General features: G+C 71.7%; 25 protein-coding genes. 18 read left to right on the top strand and 7 right to left on the bottom strand.

What is annotated here, in order from left to right; all coding sequences use genetic code 11:
- Together JNK30_RS05070 and JNK30_RS05065 are read left to right on the top strand one after the other, a co-directional pair.
- The coding region (locus JNK30_RS05070) for an amidohydrolase family protein (RefSeq protein WP_293480791.1) at positions 1 to 838 on the top strand (838 nt) is incomplete at its 5' end.
- Between the two features lie 240 nt (positions 839 to 1,078).
- Positions 1,079 to 2,239, top strand: coding sequence for a DegT/DnrJ/EryC1/StrS aminotransferase family protein (locus tag JNK30_RS05065; RefSeq protein WP_293480790.1), 1,161 nt, complete (start codon positions 1,079 to 1,081; stop codon positions 2,237 to 2,239).
- Between the two features lie 15 nt (positions 2,240 to 2,254).
- Here the strand turns inward: JNK30_RS05065 and JNK30_RS05060 are convergent, their stop codons facing one another.
- Positions 2,255 to 2,932 (bottom strand): VOC family protein, encoded by a 678-nt coding sequence (locus tag JNK30_RS05060; RefSeq protein ID WP_293480789.1) that lies wholly within the window; start codon positions 2,930 to 2,932, stop codon positions 2,255 to 2,257.
- Positions 2,933 to 3,006: 74 nt separating this feature from the next.
- Between JNK30_RS05060 and JNK30_RS05055 the strand changes: the two genes are divergently transcribed.
- The 6 genes from JNK30_RS05055 (at position 3,007) to JNK30_RS05030 (ending at position 9,596) form a co-directional block, all read left to right on the top strand.
- Positions 3,007 to 3,972, top strand: a complete 966-nt coding sequence (locus tag JNK30_RS05055; RefSeq protein ID WP_293480788.1) for a zinc-binding alcohol dehydrogenase family protein — start codon at positions 3,007 to 3,009, stop codon at positions 3,970 to 3,972.
- A 263-nt stretch (positions 3,973 to 4,235) separates the two neighbouring features.
- Complete coding sequence (locus JNK30_RS05050; RefSeq protein WP_293480787.1) at positions 4,236 to 5,075, top strand: alpha/beta hydrolase; 840 nt, start codon at positions 4,236 to 4,238, stop codon at positions 5,073 to 5,075.
- A gap of 15 nt (positions 5,076 to 5,090) precedes the next feature.
- The gene (locus JNK30_RS05045) at positions 5,091 to 5,876 is read left to right on the top strand and encodes an SDR family NAD(P)-dependent oxidoreductase (protein WP_293480785.1); all 786 of its coding nucleotides are present in this window, start codon (positions 5,091 to 5,093) and stop codon (positions 5,874 to 5,876) included.
- Positions 5,873 to 6,463, top strand: coding sequence for a histidine phosphatase family protein (locus JNK30_RS05040; RefSeq protein WP_293480783.1), 591 nt, complete (start codon positions 5,873 to 5,875; stop codon positions 6,461 to 6,463). The genes JNK30_RS05045 and JNK30_RS05040 overlap by 4 nt, the downstream gene beginning before the upstream one ends.
- A 12-nt stretch (positions 6,464 to 6,475) precedes the next feature.
- Entirely contained in the window at positions 6,476 to 8,200 is a 1,725-nt protein-coding gene (locus JNK30_RS05035) for a hypothetical protein (RefSeq protein WP_293480781.1), read from the top strand.
- A 238-nt stretch (positions 8,201 to 8,438) separates the two neighbouring features.
- Positions 8,439 to 9,596: a collagen-binding domain-containing protein gene (locus tag JNK30_RS05030; RefSeq protein ID WP_293480779.1), complete on the top strand. Its 1,158-nt coding sequence runs from the start codon at positions 8,439 to 8,441 to the stop codon at positions 9,594 to 9,596.
- A gap of 7 nt (positions 9,597 to 9,603) precedes the next feature.
- On the opposite strand, the gene JNK30_RS05025 is transcribed toward JNK30_RS05030, so the two are convergent.
- Entirely contained in the window at positions 9,604 to 9,801 is a 198-nt protein-coding gene (locus JNK30_RS05025; protein WP_293480777.1) for a hypothetical protein, read from the bottom strand.
- Positions 9,802 to 9,910: 109 nt separating this feature from the next.
- Between JNK30_RS05025 and JNK30_RS05020 the strand changes: the two genes are divergently transcribed.
- Genes JNK30_RS05020 through JNK30_RS05010 form a run of 3 tightly spaced genes read left to right on the top strand, consistent with a single transcriptional unit; the run spans position 9,911 to position 11,415 of the window.
- A complete protein-coding gene (locus tag JNK30_RS05020; RefSeq protein ID WP_293480776.1) occupies positions 9,911 to 10,657 on the top strand; it encodes a YebC/PmpR family DNA-binding transcriptional regulator in 747 nt (248 codons plus the stop codon).
- Complete coding sequence (locus tag JNK30_RS05015; RefSeq protein WP_293480774.1) at positions 10,657 to 10,872, top strand: hypothetical protein; 216 nt, start codon at positions 10,657 to 10,659, stop codon at positions 10,870 to 10,872. Before JNK30_RS05020 ends, JNK30_RS05015 begins: the two co-directional genes overlap by 1 nt.
- 51 nt (positions 10,873 to 10,923) lie before the next feature.
- Entirely contained in the window at positions 10,924 to 11,415 is a 492-nt protein-coding gene (locus JNK30_RS05010; RefSeq protein WP_293480772.1) for an SRPBCC family protein, read from the top strand.
- 24 nt (positions 11,416 to 11,439) lie between these two features.
- On the opposite strand, the gene JNK30_RS05005 is transcribed toward JNK30_RS05010, so the two are convergent.
- A complete protein-coding gene (locus tag JNK30_RS05005) occupies positions 11,440 to 11,658 on the bottom strand; it encodes a hypothetical protein (protein WP_293480770.1) in 219 nt (72 codons plus the stop codon).
- A gap of 231 nt (positions 11,659 to 11,889) precedes the next feature.
- On the opposite strand from JNK30_RS05005, the gene JNK30_RS05000 reads away from it, so the two are divergent.
- The 5 genes from JNK30_RS05000 to JNK30_RS04980 are packed head-to-tail and all read left to right on the top strand — an operon-like array spanning position 11,890 to position 14,487.
- Positions 11,890 to 12,039, top strand: a complete 150-nt coding sequence (locus JNK30_RS05000) for a hypothetical protein (protein WP_293480793.1) — start codon at positions 11,890 to 11,892, stop codon at positions 12,037 to 12,039.
- Positions 12,036 to 12,785: an EcsC family protein gene (locus tag JNK30_RS04995; RefSeq protein ID WP_293480792.1), complete on the top strand. Its 750-nt coding sequence runs from the start codon at positions 12,036 to 12,038 to the stop codon at positions 12,783 to 12,785. The genes JNK30_RS05000 and JNK30_RS04995 overlap by 4 nt, the downstream gene beginning before the upstream one ends.
- A gap of 3 nt (positions 12,786 to 12,788) precedes the next feature.
- Positions 12,789 to 13,247, top strand: a complete 459-nt coding sequence (locus tag JNK30_RS04990; protein ID WP_293480768.1) for a hypothetical protein — start codon at positions 12,789 to 12,791, stop codon at positions 13,245 to 13,247.
- A gap of 20 nt (positions 13,248 to 13,267) precedes the next feature.
- On the top strand, positions 13,268 to 14,011 hold the full coding sequence (locus tag JNK30_RS04985) for a peptidylprolyl isomerase (protein ID WP_293480766.1): 744 nt from the start codon (positions 13,268 to 13,270) through the stop codon (positions 14,009 to 14,011).
- A complete protein-coding gene (locus tag JNK30_RS04980; RefSeq protein ID WP_293480764.1) occupies positions 14,008 to 14,487 on the top strand; it encodes a cupin domain-containing protein in 480 nt (159 codons plus the stop codon). The genes JNK30_RS04985 and JNK30_RS04980 overlap by 4 nt, the downstream gene beginning before the upstream one ends.
- 19 nt (positions 14,488 to 14,506) lie before the next feature.
- Here the strand turns inward: JNK30_RS04980 and JNK30_RS04975 are convergent, their stop codons facing one another.
- Positions 14,507 to 14,839, bottom strand: coding sequence for a cell division protein ZapA (locus JNK30_RS04975; RefSeq protein ID WP_293480762.1), 333 nt, complete (start codon positions 14,837 to 14,839; stop codon positions 14,507 to 14,509).
- 3 nt (positions 14,840 to 14,842) lie between these two features.
- Positions 14,843 to 15,118 (bottom strand): DUF4164 family protein, encoded by a 276-nt coding sequence (locus tag JNK30_RS04970; protein ID WP_293480760.1) that lies wholly within the window; start codon positions 15,116 to 15,118, stop codon positions 14,843 to 14,845.
- Positions 15,119 to 15,246: 128 nt separating this feature from the next.
- On the opposite strand from JNK30_RS04970, the gene tkt reads away from it, so the two are divergent.
- Together tkt and purT are read left to right on the top strand one after the other, a co-directional pair.
- Positions 15,247 to 17,214: a transketolase gene (gene tkt, locus JNK30_RS04965; protein ID WP_293480758.1), complete on the top strand. Its 1,968-nt coding sequence runs from the start codon at positions 15,247 to 15,249 to the stop codon at positions 17,212 to 17,214.
- A gap of 2 nt (positions 17,215 to 17,216) precedes the next feature.
- The gene (purT, locus tag JNK30_RS04960; protein WP_293480756.1) at positions 17,217 to 18,413 is read left to right on the top strand and encodes a formate-dependent phosphoribosylglycinamide formyltransferase; all 1,197 of its coding nucleotides are present in this window, start codon (positions 17,217 to 17,219) and stop codon (positions 18,411 to 18,413) included.
- Positions 18,414 to 18,416: 3 nt separating this feature from the next.
- On the opposite strand, the gene JNK30_RS04955 is transcribed toward purT, so the two are convergent.
- Both JNK30_RS04955 and JNK30_RS04950 read right to left on the bottom strand, forming a co-directional pair.
- On the bottom strand, positions 18,417 to 19,133 hold the full coding sequence (locus tag JNK30_RS04955) for a PEPxxWA-CTERM sorting domain-containing protein (protein WP_293480754.1): 717 nt from the start codon (positions 19,131 to 19,133) through the stop codon (positions 18,417 to 18,419).
- Positions 19,134 to 19,317: 184 nt separating this feature from the next.
- The coding region (locus tag JNK30_RS04950; protein WP_293480752.1) for an MliC family protein at positions 19,318 to 20,213 on the bottom strand (896 nt) is incomplete at its 5' end.

The raw sequence follows: 20,213 nt of genomic DNA, 5'->3' as shown, positions 1-20,213 counted from the left end.
GGGCCCGCGCATCGTCGCCTCGGGCTCGGCCATCTCGGTGCACGGCGGCCACGGCGACGTGAACGGGTTCCGCGACGACATCATGCACCTGCTGCGGCCCAATTCGGTGTGCTCGGGCGCCGACGACTGCGCGCGCGCCGTACGCCAGCAGGTCCAGCAGGGCGTCGACGTCATCAAGATCACCGCCACCGGCGGGGTGCTGTCGAACACCGCCGCGGGACTGGCCCAGCAGTTCAGCCAGGACGAGCTGAACGCCATCGTCGAGACCGCCCACCGCATGGGCCGACGCGTGACCGCCCACGCCCACGGCGGCGACGGCATCGTGAGCTTCATGAAGGCCGGCGGCGACTCGATCGAGCACGGCACCTTCCTGGACGCCGAGGGCGTCGCGGCCATGAAGAAGAACGGCGCCTACCTGGTGCCGACGCTGATGGCGGGCGACTTCGTCTACCGGGTGGCCACGGGCCCGAACAACTTCCTCACGCCGGCCCAGTCGGCCAAGGCGATCGAGGCCGGTCCCAGGATGATCGAGATGGTGCGACGCGCCCACCAGGGCGGGGTCAAGATCGCCTTCGGCACAGACACCGGCGTCTCGGCGCACGGCGACAACGCGGGCGAGTTCGCTTTGCTGGTGAAGGCCGGCCTCACGCCGCTGGAAGCCATCCAGGCCGCCACGGTCAACGCCGCCGACCATCTCCAGCTCTCGTCAGTGACCGGCTCGCTCACCCCCGGCCACGCGGCCGACATCGTCGCCGTCGACGGCGATCCGCTAAAGGACGTCAGCGTGCTCACCAAGGTGCGGTTCGTGATGAAAGAAGGGACCATCCACAAGCAGTGATCTCTACCCTTCCCGTTCACGGGAAGGGGCGACCGTCCGCCGAGCGGAGCGAAGGGAAAGCGGCCGGCGCGGAGCCAGCGGTCGCGCGGTCGTTCCGCTGAGCCTGAGGTTTTCCCTTTCCACCCCCCGCTCTTCGGCCTGCGGCCTCGGCGGGCGGTCCCCCTTTCCCGTGAAACGGGAAAGGAAGAGAAACCAACCGTGTTTGGCCCCTCTCCGCCGCGCAGGGCATAAGCCGCGGCCATGATTCCGTTCATAGATCTGCAGGCGCAGCGCGCGCGCCTGGGCCAGCCGCTGGAGGACGCGATCCTCAAGGTGGTGCGCTCGGGCGCCTACATCATGGGCCCGGAGATCGGCCAGTTCGAGGCCGAACTCGCCGCCTTCGGCCAGGCGCGGCATGCGCTCTCGTGCGGGTCGGGCACCGAGGCCCTGGTGCTGCCGCTGATGGCCTGGGGGATCGGGCCGGGCGACGCGGTCTTCTGCCCCAGCTTCACCTTCGCGGCCACGGCCGAGGTGATGCCGCTGGTGGGCGCCTCGCCGGTGTTCGTCGACGTGCTGCCGGACACCTACAACCTGGACCCGGCGAAGCTGGAGGCCGCCATCGCGGCGGTGAAGGCGGACGGGCGGCTGACGCCGCGGGCGGTGATCGCGGTCGACCTGTTCGGCCAGCCCGCCGACTATCCGGCCATCAAGGCGGCAGCCGAGCGCCACGGCCTGAAGCTGATCTCCGATTCCGCGCAAGGGTTCGGCTGCACGCTGGACGGCCGCCATCCGCTGCACTGGGCGGACGTGACGACCACCTCGTTCTTCCCGGCCAAGCCGCTGGGCTGCTACGGCGACGGCGGGGCGGTGCTGTCGAACGACGACCGGCTGCACGACCTGCTGGTGTCGCTGCGCGTGCACGGCCAGGCGGTGAAGTCCGACCTGGAGGGCCGCACCTTCGACCACGACCCCAAGTACCTGAACATGCGGGTGGGGATGAACAGCCGGATGGACACCCTCCAGGCCGCCGTGCTGCTGCAGAAGCTGAGCATCTTCGCCGACGAGATCGAGGCCCGGAACCGGGTGGCGGCGCGCTACGCCGAGGCCCTGGGCGACGTGGTCCGCGTCCCGCCGGTGATCGCGGGCGGCGTCTCGGTCTGGGCGCAGTACGTCATCGAGGCGGAGGACCGCGACGGGCTGGCCGCGCACCTGCGGGCCGAAGGGATCCCGACGGCGGTCTACTATCCCGTCCCCGTGCACCTGCAGGCGCCCTACCGCGGCTATCCGCAGCCGGGGGGCCTGCCGGTCACCGAGGCGGCGGCGGGCAAGGTGCTGGCGCTGCCGATGCACGCCTATCTGGACGCCGAGACCCAGGACCGCATCACGGCGGCGATCCGCAACCACGTGAAGCGCAACCGGTAGCGGCCGGACCGACGGTCAGTCGAGGGCGCCGACGATGGAGGCGCGCTGGGAGAGCTCGATCCAGTTGCCGTCGGGATCGCGGACCATGGAGATCCGCGCCGTGGTTCCCAGCGTCACCGGCGCCAGGGCCTCGCGGCCCCCCTTCGCCAGGACGGCGGCGTGCTCCTCGTCGACCTTGAAGACCTGGAAGGTGATGTAGCGCCAGCCCGGGCCCTGCATCTGGGCGTCGGACGGGGCCGCCGGGTCCGCCTCGAGCAGGATCAGGCTTTCGCCCGCGCGGAAGACGCCCTCGCGGTCCTCGGGCAGCCCCAGGGCCTCGGCGTAGAAGCGGCGGTGGGCGGCGAGGTCGCGGACGCCGATCCGCACGCCGATCTGGGTGACGCCCTCGTGGCCCGGCGGCACGAGGCTCACCCGGTTGCCCTCGGGGTCGGCCAGGGCCTGCGGCGCGGTCACCCCCTCGCGGGCGATCAGCAGTTCGCGATAGCCGCTGGGCGGGTTCGCCGGCAGGGGGTTGGCGTGATGGTTGATCTTGAGCACGCTGCCCAGGACGTCGTGCCGGTGCTGGTCCTGGCCGCGGCGGATCGGCAGGACATGGTCCAGCGGAACCCCCGCCTCGCCCTGCCAGAAGGCCAGCATGGGGCCCAGGTCGTTGGTGGCGAGGCCGATGTCGACCCTCGGCTTGGCAAGCTGCATCCCGTCCTCCCCTTGCGCCGGCAGGATCGCCATGGAATGGGTGGCGTCAAACAAATGTTTGAGGGACGTCCGCCATGAAGGCCGCAGTCTATTACGAGAACGGTCCCCCCGAGGTCCTGAAGTACGAGGACGTCCCCGATCCCCAGTGCCACCCGAAAGGCGTCGTGATCCGCGTCGAGGCGGTGGCGATCGAGGGCGGCGACACGCTGAACCGCTTCGGCGGCCCGCTGATGACCAACCCGCACGTGGTGGGCTACCAGGCCGCCGGCGAGGTGATCGAGGCCGGCGCCGAGGTCACGAACCTCAAGGTGGGCGACCGGGTCTGCACGACCGGGGGATGGGGCAGCCACGCCGAGCTGCGGGCCGTCTCGGCCAAGACCGCGTGGAAGATCCCCGACGGCCTGTCGACCCGCGAGGCGGCGGTCATCCCGGTGACGTTCGGCACCGCCGCCGACTGCCTGTTCGAGTTCGGGCGGATGAAGGCCGGCGAGGTGGTCCTGGTGCAGGCCGGCGCGTCGGGCGTGGGCGTGGCGGCGATCCAGCTGGCGGCGAAGGCGGGCGCCTCGATGGTCATCGCCACCGCCTCGTCGGACGAGCGGCTCGAACGCCTGCGCCCGCTCGGCATGACCCACGGGATCAACTACGCCACGCACGACGTGGTCGAGGAGGTGATGCGCCTCACCGGCAAGAAGGGCGCCGACGTGGTGGTCGATTCGGTGGGCGGCGCGGTGCTGCAGGGCTCGATCCTCAGCCTCGCCTACAGGGGCCGGGTCTCGACCGTGGGCCAGGCGGGCCGCGACCGCCAGAAGATGGACCTCTCCACCCTGATGGGCGGCAACCGCACCATCTCGGGCGTGTTCCTGGGCGCCGAGATCTCCACCGACCGCGTCCAGAAGAGCATCGCGAGCCTGATCGACCGTGTGGCCCAGGGCGAGCTGAAGGTGGTGATCGACCGCGAGTTCCCGCTCTCGGAGGCCGCCGCCGCGCACCGCTACATCGAAAGCCGCCAGGCGGTGGGACGCGTGCTGCTGATCCCGTGAGGCGTCCTGCCGGACGCCGGGGCGGGGCTCAGCCGTTGAACTTGAGCCAGAGTCCCGCCAGGCCCAGCAGGATGAAGACCCACATCGCCAGGGACAGGAGAAGGGGAACGATCACCCGCATGCTTCGGCCAGACCTCTCCCCCAAGGCGACTCCAGCCGCCATGATTGTCGCACAAGCTTCGCGAAGACCAGACGTTTCACGCGTGGGGATATCGTAGACGCTGGATCGCAACCAGCAGGATACGCCAGCCAGGGAGAGAGCGATGCCAAGAGCGACGAACGGACGTGTCGAGCTCGAGTACGAGACCTTCGGCGACGGCGCGCCGGAGACGGTGCTGCTGATCAACGGGCTCGGCTCGCAGATGAACCGCTGGCCGGCGGATTTCTGCGGCAAGCTGGCCGCCCGCGGGTACCGCGTCATCCGCATGGACAACCGCGACACGGGCCTCTCCACTTGGTTCGGCGACGGCGAGCGCTACACGCTGAAGGACATGGCGGCCGACGCCATGGCGGTGCTGGACGCCGCGGGCGTGCAGGCGGCGCACATCGCGGGCGTTTCCATGGGCGGGATGATCGTGCAGCGGATCGCCATCGACTATCCGGCGCGCGTGCTCTCGCTCACCTCGATCATGTCGGCGCCCACCGGCAACGTGGTGGCGACGCCCGAGGCCATGGCGGTGATCACCACCGCGCCGCCCGATCCGAAGGCCGACTTCGAGGCCTTCGTGGCGCACGGCATGAAGAACGCCCGCACGATCGGCAGCCCCGCCTATCCCTGGGACGAGGCGGACCTGCGCGAGCGGGTGATCGCCGAGCACCGGCGGGCCTTCAACCCGTCCGGCGTCGTGCGCCAGCGGCAGGCGATCGGCGCCGACGGCGACCGCACCGAGGAGCTCAAGCGGCTGAAGACGCCCACGGTGGTCCTGCACGGCGCGGACGATCCGCTGGTCCAGCCCATCGGCGGCGAGCAGACAGCCGCGGCCATTCCGGGCGCCGAGCTGCGCATCGTCCCGGGCATGGGCCACGACCTGCCGCCAGGGCTGCACGAGATCTTCATCGACGCCATCACCGCGGCCGCCGCACGCGCCCGCACGCCCGCCTAGCCCTTCGAGGAACCCATGGGACGTCTTTCCGGCCGCACGGCCGTCATCACCGGCGCAGCCAGCGGCATCGGCCGCGCGGCCGCCAAGCTGTTCGCCGCCGAGGGCGCGAGCCTGGTCATCGCCGACCGGGCCGAGGCCGTGACCGAGACCGCCCAGGCGGTGTCGCAGGCCGGCGGCAAGGCCGTGGCCGTCACGGGGGACGCTGGCGACGACGCCTTCGTGAAGTCGCTGGTGGACCGCGCGCTGAGCGACTTCGGCGGGCTGGACGTGTTCTGGGCCAACGCCGGCATCTCGGGCGGCTTCGCCCCGCTGCACGAGCAGACCGCCGACTACTGGGCCGAGATCCTGCGGGTGAACCTGATCGGCCCGTTCCTGGCCGTGAAGCACGCCAGCGCGGCGATGATACCGAACGGCAAAGGCTCGATCATCTGCACGGCCTCGGTGGCGGGTATCCGTTCCGGCGCCGGCGGGCCGGCGTACTCGGCCTCGAAGGCCGGGGTGATCAGCCTGGTGCAGACCGCCTGCAACGAGCTGTACGGCACGGGGATCCGCGTGAACGCCATCGCGCCGGGGCTGATCGAGACGGGGATGACCAAGCCCATCTTCGACGGCGCCCGCGCGCGCGGCAACGAGGACAAGATCGGCCAGCTGAACCCGACCACCCGCTACGGCCACCCCGAGGAGATCGCCGCCGCCGGCCTGTTCCTCGCGTCGGACGACGCCAGCTACGTGAACGGCCAGACCCTCGCCGTGGACGGCGGCCTCTCCACCTCGCACCCCGTGGTCCGCCGCAAGCGATGATCATCCTGCTGCGGCACGGCGAGACGTTCTGGAACGTCGAGCGGCGGGTGCAGGGACGGCTCGAGAGCGACCTGACCCCGCGCGGCGAGCGCCAGGCGCTGTCCATGGCCGCCCTGGCCGGCGAGCTCGCCGGGCGCGTCCCCGGCGACTGGCGTCTGGTGTCCAGCCCGAGCGGCCGGGCCCGCAGGACCGCCGACGCCGTCGCCGCGGTCACGGGTCTGGCCGTCGAGACCGACGAGCGGCTGGTCGAGATCTGCTGTGGCGCGTGGGAGGGCCAGCTGTGGGACGACGTCCGCCGCCATGACCCGCACCGCGGCTACGACGGCGAACGCTTCTTCGGCGCGCCCGGCGGCGGCGAGACCTTCGAGGACGTTATGGGGCGCGCCACGAGCTGGCTGGCCGAGCTGCCCCCCGAGCCCGAGCGGCGCGTGATCGCGGTGAGCCACGGCGTGCTGGGGCGGCTGCTGCGCGGCGCCTATGCGGGGCTGGACCGGCGGTCGACGCTGGACCAGGCCGTCCCGCAGGATGCGGTCTACCGCCTTCAAAACGGCCAGATCGACCGGTTCGACTGCGAGCCCATCGACTAGCCGCAGGGACGGATGATCCGCGCCATCCTCATCGCCGCCGCCGTGCCGTTCCTCATGGGCGCGAAGGCGCCCGAGACGGTGGACTACCGGATGGCGCTGCAGCCGGGCGCGGCCGGCCGGCCGGGCCTCCTGGCCGTGGAGATCCGCCTGCGCGGCGACGCCGACGGCGAGACGCGGCTGGCGCTGCCGGACGACTACGGCGCCAAGACCGACGCCTGGCGCTTCATCTCCGACCTGAAGGTCCGCGGAGCGAGCATGGCCGAGGACGGGCCCGCCGCCCGCGTGCTGCGCCACCGGCCGGGGGCCAAGCTCACGGTCAGCTACCGCGTGCAGACCGCCTACGAGGCCGACCCGCACTGGCGCGGGGGACTGACCTACCAGGGCGCGGTGATCCGCCCGGACTGGTTCGCCTTCTTCGGCGACATCGTCTTCGTCCTGCCCGAGGACCGCGAGCGGCAGCCCGCCACCTTCCGCTGGGGGCGCATGCCCAAGGGCTGGACGGTGGCCTCCGACCTGGACCACGGCGCGCAGGGCCAGCCGCTGACCGTCGCGGACGTCCGCGAGTCGGTGGCGATCGGCGGCGCCCAGGTGCGCGTGGCCACGCGGCCGATCCCGGGCGGGACCCTGCGGGTGGCGAGCCTGCCCGACCGCCCGATCCGGCTGGACGCCCTGGCCGACCAGGTCGCCGCCACCGTGACGGCGCAGCGCGCCTTCTGGGGCGACGGGGGCGGGCCCTATTTCGTGGGCGTCATCCCGCTGGTCCGCGACGGGACGTCGAAGGTCATGGGCGGCATCGGCCGCTCGGACGGCTTTGCGCTGTGGTCGACGCCGGACGAGCCGGAGTTCGTCCGCTGGACCGTCGCGCACGAGAACATGCACACCTGGATCCCGCGCCGTGTCGGCCGGATCGCGCGCGAGCAGCGGGGCGGCGGCGTCTACTGGTTCACCGAGGGGTTCGCGGACTTCTTCACCAACCGCGCCATGCTGAAGGCCGGCGCCTGGAGTGTCGACGACGTGGTCGACCGCCAGGCCGCGGTGCTGCAGGCCTACGACGCCAACCCTGCCCGGGTCGCCGCGGGCGACCGCGTCAAGGCCGAGTTCTTCACCAGTAGCGACGTCCAGCGCCTGCCCTACCAGCGCGGCCAGCTGCTGGCGATGAAGTGGGACGAGGAGATCCGCCGCAAGACCGGCGGCAAGGCCGACCTGTCCACCGCCCTGCGCCACATGCACCGGCACTACCAGCAGTTCGCCCCGGACCAGGGCCCGGACGTGGTCACCGGCCTCGTCTCGGCGGTCTGGGTGGTCGCGGGGCTCGACATCCGCTCCGACATCGCGCGCTACGCGGACGGCGGGGCGCCGATCGAGCTTCCGGAGGAGATGTTCGGCGGCTGCCTGCTGGCCCGCGTGACCGTGTCGCCGGCCTTCGACGCCGGCTTCGACACCGCCGCCTCCTTCGCCTCGAAGACCGTGAAGGGCGTCCGCCGCAGAGGCCCCGCCTGGAACTCGGGCGTGCGCGACGGCATGCGGCTCGACGCCTGGACGTTCAACGCCGGCGACATGTCCCGCCAGATCGAGCTGGTGGTGCGACCACCCAAAATGAGTAGCCGGGCGAAGCCGCGGAAAATCGCCTACTGGCCCTATGGCGACGCCGATACCCGGACCCGCCGTCTGGAGCTCTCGCCCGAGCTCACCCGCGACCAGCGCGCGGATTGCGGACGCCGGATGGCCGGGATCTAAGTCTCGGTATTCTCAGGATTTCCACCCCAGCCCGCGCGGCCCGAGGCGTCGATCGGGCCGGTCCGCGCCCGCGGTCGTCCCAGGCCGGGCGCAGCGCCGGCCCCGGCCCCCTGCGCCCGGGCCCTGCGACACCACGTTTGTTGCACCGCACACTAAAGCTGGCCAAACGCCGCCGCCATCGGGCCGGGCAGGACGGCTTTGGTGCGTCCTTAACCTAGTTGGTGCGTAGGTATTGCAGATGCGTGTTGCTCTGACCCTTTCCGCTCTTTCCGCCGGGCTCGTCCTGGCGGGCGCCGGCGCGGCCGTCGCCGGCCCGCTGCCGCAGGCCAAGAACGCGGCGGAGATCAACGCCGGCCTGGAGGCCATGCGCGAGTTCAACCTGATCGCGCTCAAGGACCTGAAGTCCTCGTCGAGCGTGCAGGGCCGCACCTTCGTGGGCGGGAACCTCTCGGGTTCGTCCTCGAACTACCTCACCGGCGCGGGCCAGTCCGGCGGCGTCGCGCTGACCGTGGCGGGCGACGTCACCGGCTCGGCCAAGAACGTCAAGGGCGGCGGCGCCGTGAAGGTGGGCGGCAATCTGGACTCGGGCGCCAACCTCAACGGCGGCGGCAACGCCTACGTCGACGGCAACGCCAAGAAGATCAACGCCGGGACGGGCTCGGTGTACGTCGATGGCAACGTCGAGCAGACCAACGCCCAGCACATCTACTACGGCGGGACGATCAAGACCTCGAACGGCGTCAAGCACGCCGGCGACCATTCGCAGGCGGGCCTGCAGGACAGCCTGGAGGCGATCGCCGCCGACTACGCGGCCGAACTGACGGCCACGTCGGAGTACTTCGCAGACCTGTCCGCCACCCACTTCGTGTCCACGCCCAACGCCCAGGACGTGGTCTTCAACGCCGGGGCCGGAAGCGGCGTGGCGGTGTTCGCGATCAGCGATCTCGAGACCCTGCTGAAGGGCCGCAGCAACCTGAAGTTCTCGGCGCCGGCCTTCTACGACGCGGTGATCGTGAACGTCGCGGGCTCGAAGATCACCCTGCCGGGCAGCATCAACTTCAACGCGGCCTCCGGGCTGGGCTCCAAGGTCATCTGGAACTTCTACGAAGCGACCAGCGTGAACTTCGGCTCGAAGAACTGGTACGGCTCGGTCCTCGCCCCCAACGCCGAGCTCAAGTTCAACAACTTCATCGAGGGCTCGGTGGTGGCCCGCGACCTGGTGCAGAACGGCGAGGTGCGCCTCGGAAACTTCTCCGGCGGCGGGCTGTCGGTGGCGCGCTTCGCCGACGAAGTGCAGACGGCGGTTCCGGAGCCCGCCACGTGGGCCATGATGATCATGGGCTTCGGCGCCATCGGCGCCGTGATCCGCCGCCGCCGCGCGCTCGTCGACGGCTGAGCGATCCTCAGGCGAGGGGCGGAACGGGCCCGCGGCGTGACGGCCGCCGGTTGAGCACGGCCAGGGCGCCCAGCCCGAGCAGCAGCCCCGCGCCGAACGCCGTGGCCAGACCCGCCGGTCCGAGCAAGAGGCGGCCCGGCGCCATCCAGTGGACCAGTTCGCCGCTGGCGGCTTCGGGCTCCAGGGGTTCGATCGGCAGGCTCATGGCGCAGGCTCCGGTTGCCCGGGCCTAACCGCCGCCGTTGACGGGGGGTTCCGCCGGGCGCCCCGGGCGGGTTAGAAGCTGCGGCTTTCCTCGACCGCATCGACAGACCATGGCCGGCCACTCAAAGTTCAAGAACATCATGCACCGCAAGGGCCGCGCCGACGCGGCCCGCTCGAAGCTGTTCTCCAAGCTCTCGCGCGAGATCACCGTGGCGGCGAAGTCGGGGATGCCGGACCCGAACATGAACCCGCGCCTGCGGCTGGCGGTCCAGAACGCCAAGGCCGAGTCCATGCCGAAGGACGTTATCGACCGGGCGATCAAGAAGGCGATCGGCGGCGACGCCGAGACCTATGAGGAAATCCGCTACGAGGGCTTCGGGCCCGGCGGCGTCGGCGTTATCGTCGAGGCGCTGACCGACAACCGCAACCGCGCCGCCTCCACGGTGCGCTCCACCTTCACCAAGCACGGCGGCAACCTGGGCGAGACCGGTTCGGTGTCGTTCATGTGGGACCGGGTGGGCCAGATCACCTACGCCGCCGCGGCCGGCTCCGAGGAGAAGGTCATGGAAGCCGCCATCGAGGCCGGCGCCGACGACGTGGAATCCGACGAGGACGGGCACACCATCTGGACCGCCTTCGAGCAGCTCTCGGAGGTCGCCCAGGCGCTCGAGAGCACGCTGGGGGAAGCCAGTTCGACGCGGATCGCCTGGCGGCCCAAGGCGTTGACCCCCCTGAGCGGAGAACCGGTGGCGACGCTGATGAAGCTGATCGAGACGCTCGAGGACGACGACGACGTGCAGAACGTCTATTCCAACGCCGACATCTCGGCCGAGGACCTGGAGAAGCTGGCCGGCTGATGGGGCGCAAGCCATCCGAGCGTGACCGCGGCGACCCCCGGGTCACCGACCTGCGCGCCTATCGCCGCGAGCGGGACAGGGCCGCCCGCGCGCCGGCCGCGAAGCCGGCGCGGCGCAGCGAGTCCCTGCTCGGCGCCAATCCCCGCGCCGGGCTCATCCTGGCCGTGGTCGTGGTGATATTCGCCCTGCTTTCCCTAGGGCCAATCTTCCTCTGAGCGGCGAAGGGCGGATATGCTCGCCGCAATCATCAGGGGAGGCTCCACGCCATGAAACTCGCAACCGGGCTCGCCGCGGCGGCCGCCGCGCTGGGCCTCGCCGCCCAGGCCCAGGCCGGCGACTATGTCTCGATCGTCCAGGAGACGACCATCGACGCGCCCGCCGACGTGGCGTGGGCGAAGCTCAAGGGCTACTGCGAGATCGGCAAGTGGCTGCGGCCCGGCATGACCATCCCGTGCGAGGTCACCTCGGGGACGGACGGGGAACTGGGCGCCCTGCGCAAGATCGCCGGCCGCGTGGAAGAGGTCATCGTGGCCCGCACGCCGATGTCCTACACCTACGCCGACATCGATCCGAAGATCCTCTACCACGGCACGGTCGAGGTCCGGCCGGTCGACAAGAAGTCGTCCAAGCTGATCTACAGCCTGTTCTACGACCAGACGAGCATCCCGGCCGACCAGCGCGAAGCCAACCGCAACGGCCGCGCGACCACCTTCGCCGGGGTCATGAAGGCCATGAAGGCGCAGGCCGAAGCGAAGTAGCCGCGCGCCGGGCGGGCGCAGCGCTCAGTTCGGGGGATCACCCGGGGCCGGCGTGGGCGGCGCGGGGGCGGCCGCGGCGCCGGCCTTGAGCGCAGCCTCGCTGTCGGCCCCGGCCTGCGCGGAGTCCACCGCCGCCTGCCGGGCCTGCTCGTTCTCGACCACCGCCGAGACTTCCCGGCTCGCGCCGCCGCCGCTTGCGCAGCCGGCCAGCGCCAGCATGACCATCGCGAAGAGCGCGCGCACGGCTAGCGGCCCCCCGGCGAGACGGCGACGTCGGCGCTCTGCGGCGAGCTGTCGCAGCCGGCGAGGGCGGCGCCCGCGGGCGCCGCTGCGGCGCAAAGGCTGATCATCCGCATCTGCATGCTCCTGTGGGGTGGATCGCATGCGAACCCGCCGGACCGGATCGAGTTCCGGATTCGACCGCACGCGCCGCCATGGCTAGAACGTCGCCGGTCGACGGGGGACAGGACGCCAATGCAAAGACGCAAGGTCGATCGCGCGCAGCGCATGCGCGCCCGGCGCATCTGGTGGGAACGCAACGGCGCCTTCGTTCGGGGCGCGCTGGCGGGCAGCGTCATCACCGCGATCGCCGCCTGGATCCTGCAGATGGTGACGGCGTCATAGCCCGCGCGTCGCCTCCCTTCGCCGCCACCGATGCGGCCTACGAGCACTGGGCGGCGGCCGAGGTCGCCCGCTGGCGGGACGAGGTCCTGAAGCCCGCGAACCTTCTCGACCGCGCCGCCAAGGGCGTGCAGGGGCGCATCAACCGGCTGATCCCCGAAAAGGTGCACGCGGCCGTCACCTCCGTGATGGAGGGCCTGACGCGCACCATCCTGACGGGCGCCGACCTGACCACCGCCGCGCCGATCGCCGGGGCCTCGCTGCGGGAGCGCGACCGACGGGCGCTGGAAGCTATCGAGGGCTACCGCACCACCGCCGCCGTCGAGGGCGGCGTCGCCGGCGCCGGCGGCTTCTGGCTGGCGCTGGCCGACTTCCCCGCGCTGCTGGTGATCAAGATCAAGCTGCTGTTCGACCTCGCGGCGATCTACGGGCACGAGGCCGACCGCTTCGAGGAGCGGCTGTACATCCTGGCGCTCTTCCAGCTGGCGTTCTCCAGCGCCGACCATCGGGCGGAGGTGTTCGCCGGCCTGGAGGGCTGGGACGGCCGCGACCATCCGGCGGACTTCGAGCACTTCGACTGGCGGCGCTTCCAGCAGGAGTACCGCGACTACATCGACCTCGCGAAGCTGGCGCAGATGATCCCGGTCGTCGGCGCGCCGATCGGCGCCTTCGTGAACTACCGCCTACTCGAGCGGCTGGGCGACACGGCGATGAACGGATACCGCATGCGCTGGCTCGCGCGTTCCTGAACCATGCGCGCGCTCGTCCTCGCCCTCCTGATCGCCACGCCGGCGGCGGCGCAGACCCGGATCACGGACGCCGACGTGCGCGCCTTCGTCGTCCGCCAGCAGGCGGCGTGGAACGCGGGCCGGCTGGACGCCTACTTCGCGGCCTTCACCCCCGACGCGACGTTCACTGACCAAGCCTACAACGGCGGCAGGCCCCCGGTGCCCTACGGGACGGCCACCCTGGCCGAGGCCCGCGCCCAGACCCGCAAGGCGGTGGCGAAGGCGCAGCCGCGCGAGGCCGCGCGGGTGTTCCGCATCGCGATCGCCGCGGACGGCCGCTCGGCCGAGGTGACCACCAGCGTGGGGATCCAGGCGGGATCGCGCCGCATGTGCGCCAGCCGGGTGCAGACAGTGGTGCTGGCGGAGGGCGGCCTGAAGTCCCGCGGCCAGACCGACACCTACATCCGCTGTCGCGCGCGCTGAGGCCGCGCTAACCTGCGGCCATGCTCCGCCGCTCACTCCTGGCGCTCGCCGCCGCCTTCGCCGTCACCGCCGCCCAGGCCCAGACGCCGCCGCCCGCCGCGCCGCCCGCCGCCCCGCCCCCGGCGGCCCCCGCGCCGAAGCCCCTGCCGCAGGTGAGGATCCAGACCGGCGAGGGCGACATCGTCGTCGAGCTCGCCACCGACAAGGCGCCGGTCACGGCGGCGAATTTCCTGCGCTACACCGACCGGGGCCTGTTCAACGGCGCCACGTTCTACCGGGCGTCGCGGCCCAAGGGGTACGCGGGCACGGACTACGGCTCGATCCAGGGCGGCCTGCAGAACGACCCCAAGAAGGTGCTGCCGCCGATCCGGCACGAGCCCACCACGCTGACGGGCCTGAAGCACCAGACCGGGACCATCTCCATGGGCCGGCACGCGCCGGGCACCGCCCAGGCGGACTGGTTCATCACCCTTGGCGACATGAGCTACCTGGACGCCGACCCCAAGGACCCGAAGAACCCCGGCTTCGCCGCCTTCGGCCGCGTCGTGGCGGGCCTGGACGTGGTGCAGAAGATCATCGCCCTGCCCGTCGATCCGAACCGCGGGGAAGGCGCCATGAAGGGCGAGATGCTGGTGAAGCCCGTGCGCATCGTCCGCGTCAGCCGCTACACCCCGCCGCCGCCGGCCCAGCCCGCCGCGGCGCCGGCCACGACGGCTCCGGCCCCCGCGCCGGCCCCCGCGCCGGCCCAGGCGCCCACGCCATGAACGACGACGCCCCCCAGGTCCCGGAAGACGGCTGGAAGCACACCGGCGTGCGCGTGGTGCCCGGCGACCAGCTGGCCCCCGCCACCGCCACCACGCCCGGCATGGACCGCGCCGTGGCCATCGACCGCGCGCGAATGGGGGCCCAGAAGCTGTGGGCGGGCACGGTGCACATCCACGCCAACGCCAAGACCGGCGCCCACCACCACGGGCCCCTGGAAAGCGTGATCTATGTGGTGTCCGGCCGGGCGCGCATGCGCTGGGGCGAGCGGCTGGAGTTCACCGCCGAGGCCGGGCCGGGCGACTTCATCTATGTGCCGCCCTACGTGCCGCACCAGGAGATCAACGCCTCCACCGACGAGCCGCTGTCGTGCGTGCTGGTCCGCTCCGACTCCGAGGCGGTGGTGGTGAACCTGGACATCGAGCCCGCCGAACGCCCCGAAGGCGTCGCCTGGATCGACCCCATCCACCGCACCTGAGGCGTCCCGCCCGCTGACCCTACCCGTCCGCGGCCGCGAGGCGTTCGATCTTCTCGGCCGCGGTCTCCAGGGCCGAGACCGCCTTGGCCTCCATGCGGGCGCGGTCGGACTGCAGGCGGGTGACCTCCATCTGCATGGCCGCGAGCCGGCCGCGCACGTCGTAGAGCTCGTCGGCCAGCAGGAGGGCGCCCATCAGGAACAGCCGGGTGTCGCCGAGCTGTCCCATGTCCTGGCTGACCTGGCGCACCTGGTGGTCGAACATGCGCGCCAGTTCCTGGAGATGGCCCTCCTGACCGTCCTCGCAGCCCACCGCATAGGGCCGGCCGTTCACCTCGATGTTGAGCTGAGCCATGGTTCAGACCTCCGGAGCCTGGCCGTTGAGGGCCGCGCGGATTTCCTGGATGGCGCGGCCGAGCGCCTCGGACGCCTGGGCGCCGGCCTCCTCCAGCTCGCGCTCCCGGGCGCGGGCCGCGTCGAGTTCCGCCGCGAGCTTGGCGCGATCCTGGTCGAAGAGGCCGCCGGCGTCGGCGCTGGCCGCCTTCAGCCGCTGGCCCAGCCGCTGTTCCAGGACGTGAAGGGCGTTCTCGAGGCGTTTGGCCGCCAGGTCGAGGGCGCTGTCGCCGCCGTTCATGCGATCCTCCGAAGCCGTGGGCTCTCTATACCCGCGACGGTGAGTCTCGCGAAATCGCGGGGCGGTTTCTTGACCGACCGGCGCGCGCGTGCGAGGCGGCGCCACATTCCTTAACGCCAGAGATTCCGATGCCCGCGCCGATCCAGCTCATGGCGAACGCCATCCGCGTGCTCTCGATGGACGCCGTCGAGCAGGCCAACAGCGGCCACCCCGGGATGCCGATGGGCATGGCCGACGTCGCCACGGTGCTCTGGACGAAGTTCATGAAGTACGACGCGAGCCGGACCGACTGGCCCGACCGCGACCGGTTCGTGCTCTCGGCGGGCCACGGCTCGATGCTGCTCTACAGCCTGCTGCACCTGGCCGGCGTGAAGGGCGTGCCGATGCAGAGCCTGCGCGATTTCCGCCAGCTGGGCTCGAACACCCCGGGCCACCCCGAGTTCGGCCACACGCCGGGCGTCGAGACCACCACCGGCCCCCTGGGCCAGGGTCTGGCGACCGCCGTCGGCATGGCCATGGCCGAGCGCAAGATGGCCGCCCGCTTCGGCGCCGACCTTGTGGACCACCGCACCTGGGTGGTGGCGGGCGACGGCTGCCTGATGGAGGGGATCAGCCACGAGGCGATCAGCCTGGCCGGCCGCCTGAGGCTCTCCAAGCTGACCGTGCTCTGGGACGACAACGACATCACCATCGACGGCCACGTGGGCATCTCGGACGCCACCGACCAGCTGGCGCGCTTCAAGGCCGCCGGCTGGGCGACGAAGCGGATCGACGGCCACGACGAGGGGCAGATTCGCCGGGCGCTGGCGTGGGCGGTGAAGCAGGACCGGCCCAGCCTGATCGCCTGCAAGACCATCATCGGCAAGGGCTCGCCCACCTTCGCCGGCACGCACGACGTGCACGGCAAGGCGCTGGGCAAGGACGAGGTCGCCAAGACCCGCGAGGCCCTGGGCTGGAGCCACGAGCCCTTCACCCTGCCCGACGAGGCGGCGCGCGCCTGGAAGGCCGCCGGCCGCCGGGGCGGCAAGGTCCGCAAGGCGTGGCAGGCGCGGCTGGAGGCGTCGCCGCACAGGGCCGAGTTCGAGCGCGCCGTGGCAGGGGAACTGCCGAAGCACGCCTTCGAGCGCCTGGACGCCTTCCTCGCCGAGACCGCGCCCGGCAAGCCCGCGGCCGCCACCCGCCAGCATTCGGGCACGGTGCTGGAGAAGATCTTCGGCGAGATTCCTGAGCTGGTGGGCGGATCGGCCGACCTGACCGGCTCGAACAACACCTTCGTCAAGAACACGCCGGTGTTCGACGGGCCCGACTACGCCGGCCGCTACGTGAACTACGGCGTGCGCGAGTTCGGCATGGGCGCGGCCATGAACGGCCTGGCGCTGCACGGCGGGGTGATCCCCTACGGCGGCACCTTCCTGGTGTTCACGGACTACGCGCGGCCGGCGATCCGGCTGGCGGCGCTGATGGGCGTGCGGGTGATCCACGTGGGCACCCACGACTCGATCGGCCTGGGCGAGGACGGGCCGACGCACCAGCCGGTGGAGCACCTGGCGTCGCTGCGCGCCATGCCCAACCTGAACGTCTTCCGCCCGGCCGACCTGATCGAGACGGCCGAGTGCTGGAAGCTGGCGCTCGAAAGCCGGACCGCGCCGTCGGTGATGGCCCTTTCGCGCCAGAAGACCGCCGCCGTGCGGGACATGGCGGGCGAGAACCTGTCGGCGCGCGGCGCCTACCAGCTGGCGGGCGCGGGCCATCCGGCCCAGGTGACGATCTTCGCCACGGGCACGGAGGTGCCGGTCGCGCTGGCGGCCCGCGACCTGCTGGAGGCCGAAGGGATCGGCGCGCGCGTCGTCTCGGTCCCCTGCTTCGAGCTCTTCGAGGCGCAGCCGACCGACTACCAGGCGGCCGTGATCGGCGAGACCCCGGTGCGGGTCGCCGTCGAGGCCGGCGTGCGCATGGGCTGGGACCGCTTCATCGGCGCGGACGGCGCGTTCGTCGGCATGACCGGCTTCGGCGCCAGCGCGCCGGACAAGGCGCTCTACGAGCACTTCGGCATCACGCCCCAGGCCGTGGCGGCCGCGGCCAAGGCGAAGCTCTGACCATGCGTCTCGGCACGCCCAACTCGCCCACCGCCGTGCGGGTCATGCTCCTGGGCTCGGGCGAGCTGGGCAAGGAGGTGGTGATCGAGCTGCAGCGGCTGGGGTGCGAGGTGATCGCCGTCGACCGCTACGAGGGCGCGCCCGCCCAGCAGGTTGCCCACCGCGGCCACGTGATCGCCATGACCGACGCCGGGGCGCTGCGGGCGCTGGTGGAGCGGGAACGGCCGCACCTGATCGTCCCGGAAATCGAGGCCATCGCCACCGACGAGCTGGCGCGCATCGAGGCCGACGGGCTGGCGACGGTCATCCCCACGGCGCGGGCCGCCCAGCTCACCATGAACCGCGAGGGCATCCGAAGGCTCGCCGCCGAGGAGCTGGGCCTGCCGACCAGCGCGTATGCCTTCGCGTCCACCGAGGCCGAGCTGGCGAAGGCGGCGGCCGAGGTGACGGGCTTCCCCTGCTTCGTGAAGCCGGTGATGAGCTCGTCGGGCAAGGGCCAGTCGTACGTGGAAAGCGCCGACGGGATCGCCGCGGCCTGGCGCTACGCCCTGGAGGGCGGACGGGTCGAGCAGCCGCGGGTGATCGTGGAGGGCCGCGTCGACTTCGACTTCGAAATCACCCAGCTCACCGTGCGCAGCCTGCGGGACGGCGCGGTCGAGACCAGCTTCTGCGCGCCCATCGGCCACCGGCAGGTGAAGGGCGACTACGTCGAGAGCTGGCAGCCGCAGGCGATGAGCGAGGCCGCGCTCGCGAAGTCGCGGGCGATCGCCCGGGCCGTGACCGATGCGCTGGGCGGCCAGGGCCTGTTCGGCGTCGAGCTGTTCGTGAAGGGCGACGACGTGTGGTTCTCGGAGGTCTCGCCGCGGCCGCACGACACCGGCCTGGTGACGCTCGTCACCCAGTACCAGAGCGAGTTCTGCATCCACGCGCGCGCCATCCTGGGCCTGCCGGTGGACGTGACCCAGCGCGAACCGGGGGCGAGCGCGGTGATCTACGGCGGCATGGACGCCCAGGGGATCGCCTTCGACGGCGTGGCCGAAGCGCTCTCCGTGCCCGGCGCGGACATCCGTCTGTTCGGCAAGCCCGAGAGCTTCGAGCGCCGCCGCATGGGCGTGGCGCTGGCGCGCGCCGAAGACGTGGATCAGGCCCGCGAACGGGCCCGCGAGGCGGCGGGCCGGGTGAAGCCCGCCGCCCGCTAGACCTCAGGCGAGAGCCGTCCGCCGCCGCGCGCGCAGCATCGCGCCCGCGCCGCCGAAGCCGAGGATGAGAAGCGCCCAGGTGGTGGGCTCGGGCACGGCCGCGCCGACATAGATGTCGTCGAGGCCGATGAGATCCCGTCCGCCGGAGGGATTCGCGACGTTGGTGATGGTGATCGAGGTGATCAGGACGTCGGTGAGGCCGAAGAACAGGACCCCGCCGCCCGAGACCGAGCCCGGAAGGCCGAAATCCGTGACCGACCCGTCGCTGGAGGTGACCGAAATCGAGCCGAAGTTCGTCTCCACCCCGGTGAAGTACGCGCCGAACGAACGGACGGCCTGGTCGAAGGAGAAGGTGAGCGTCGCCGAGCTGCCGAATTCGGACGTGAACCGCAGGAACCGGCTGCCGCCTGCGGTGGTGTTGTAGCCGAAGTTGGTGGTGTCTTCGTCGGTAACGCCGCTGAACGTGGGGTTCGCGCCCGAGAATGAGGCGGTGACGCCGGAGCCCAGGTCGAGGGGGGTGGCGTAGCCCAGGGACACGGCTTCGAAGTCGATGACCGGGCCGACCGCGCCCGCGTTCGCCAGGAACGAAGCCTGCGCGGCGGCCGAGTTCGGGCGGGCGTCCCCGGCGCCGGCCCCGTCGTCTTCGCCGTAGTACGTCGTTGCGTTCGCCGCCGTCCCCAGCAGGGACAGGCAGACGATCGGGATGAGGTAGGCGCGCATGGTGAACTCCTGTGACTGGATGAACACCGTTCATTAACCTTTGCTGCGCGGCTTTGCACCTAGAAATAGAGTTGTGAGACCAGACTCTAGCTTAGCCTGTTTTTTGAGCATAGGATTTCTTAGATAAACCAATGCCATGCGCAGTTCCCCGCGAAAGGGATTGGCTCAACCCTGGATAGGAACCTCAGGGCCGGCGCGTGGAGATGCGGGCGATCCGCCAGACCCGCTGTCCGGCGTCGGCGCCCGGGACGTCGTTGGCGCGGCGCAGGACGGCCTCGCCCTTCTCGTGCACCTCGGCGCCGGTGCGAAGGCGGCCATAGATGACCACCGGCACGCTCACGTAGACCGAGCCGGCCGCGCCCTCCGGCGCACCCGGGGCGCCGACCTGGGCGTCGTACTGCGCATAGCGGTCGAAGCTGGCGGCGAAGGCCTGGGCGGTCGGGTAGCCCGAGGCCCTGCCGCCGTCGCGCCAGAGCGCCCAGGCCTTGGCGTAGGCCTTCTGGCCGAGGTGGGCATAGTAGGTCTGCACCACGTCGGCCGCGCCCTGCGGACTGTCCGGCGCGAACGGCGCCTCGGAGATCGGCGTGCGGTCGTCGGGCAGGCCTCCGCGCGTCCCGGGCGCCGGCGGCTCCACCGCCGGCCAGTCCGTCCCGACCCGGGCGCAGGCGACGCCCGGATCGGTGGCCACGTCCTCCGCGGGCTTCAGCGTGGAAAGCCGTCCGTCGTCCGGGCCCTTCGTCCACCACTGCACCCCCCCGCCGACATAGCGGGCGCCGCTGGCCGAGATCGCCGTGGCCAGGCGATACGCGCGGCCGTCGAGGGTCAGGGTCGCGTCCCTACCGTCGTAGACGACGGTCAAGGCGCGGCCGTCCTCGCAGCGATAGGCCACCGGCGCGGCGGGCCCCTCGGTCTGGACCTGGGCCTTGGCGGGCGGCGGCTCCGGCTCGGGGGTGCGGCTGCAGGCGAAGGTGAGCGCCAGCGTGGGGACGAGGACGGCGGCGGGCGCGACGTGGCGGAGCTTCAGCGGCATGGGCCCGGAACGCGCTTCCCCGGAATTCGTCGCGTGATGCGCCTCGCGTC

This window comes from Phenylobacterium sp. (genome assembly GCF_016793225.1).
Classification (GTDB): Bacteria; Pseudomonadota; Alphaproteobacteria; order Caulobacterales; family Caulobacteraceae; genus Phenylobacterium.
The sequence above is the reverse complement of the archived record's forward strand: the minus strand, read 5'-3'. Positions and strand labels throughout refer to the sequence as shown.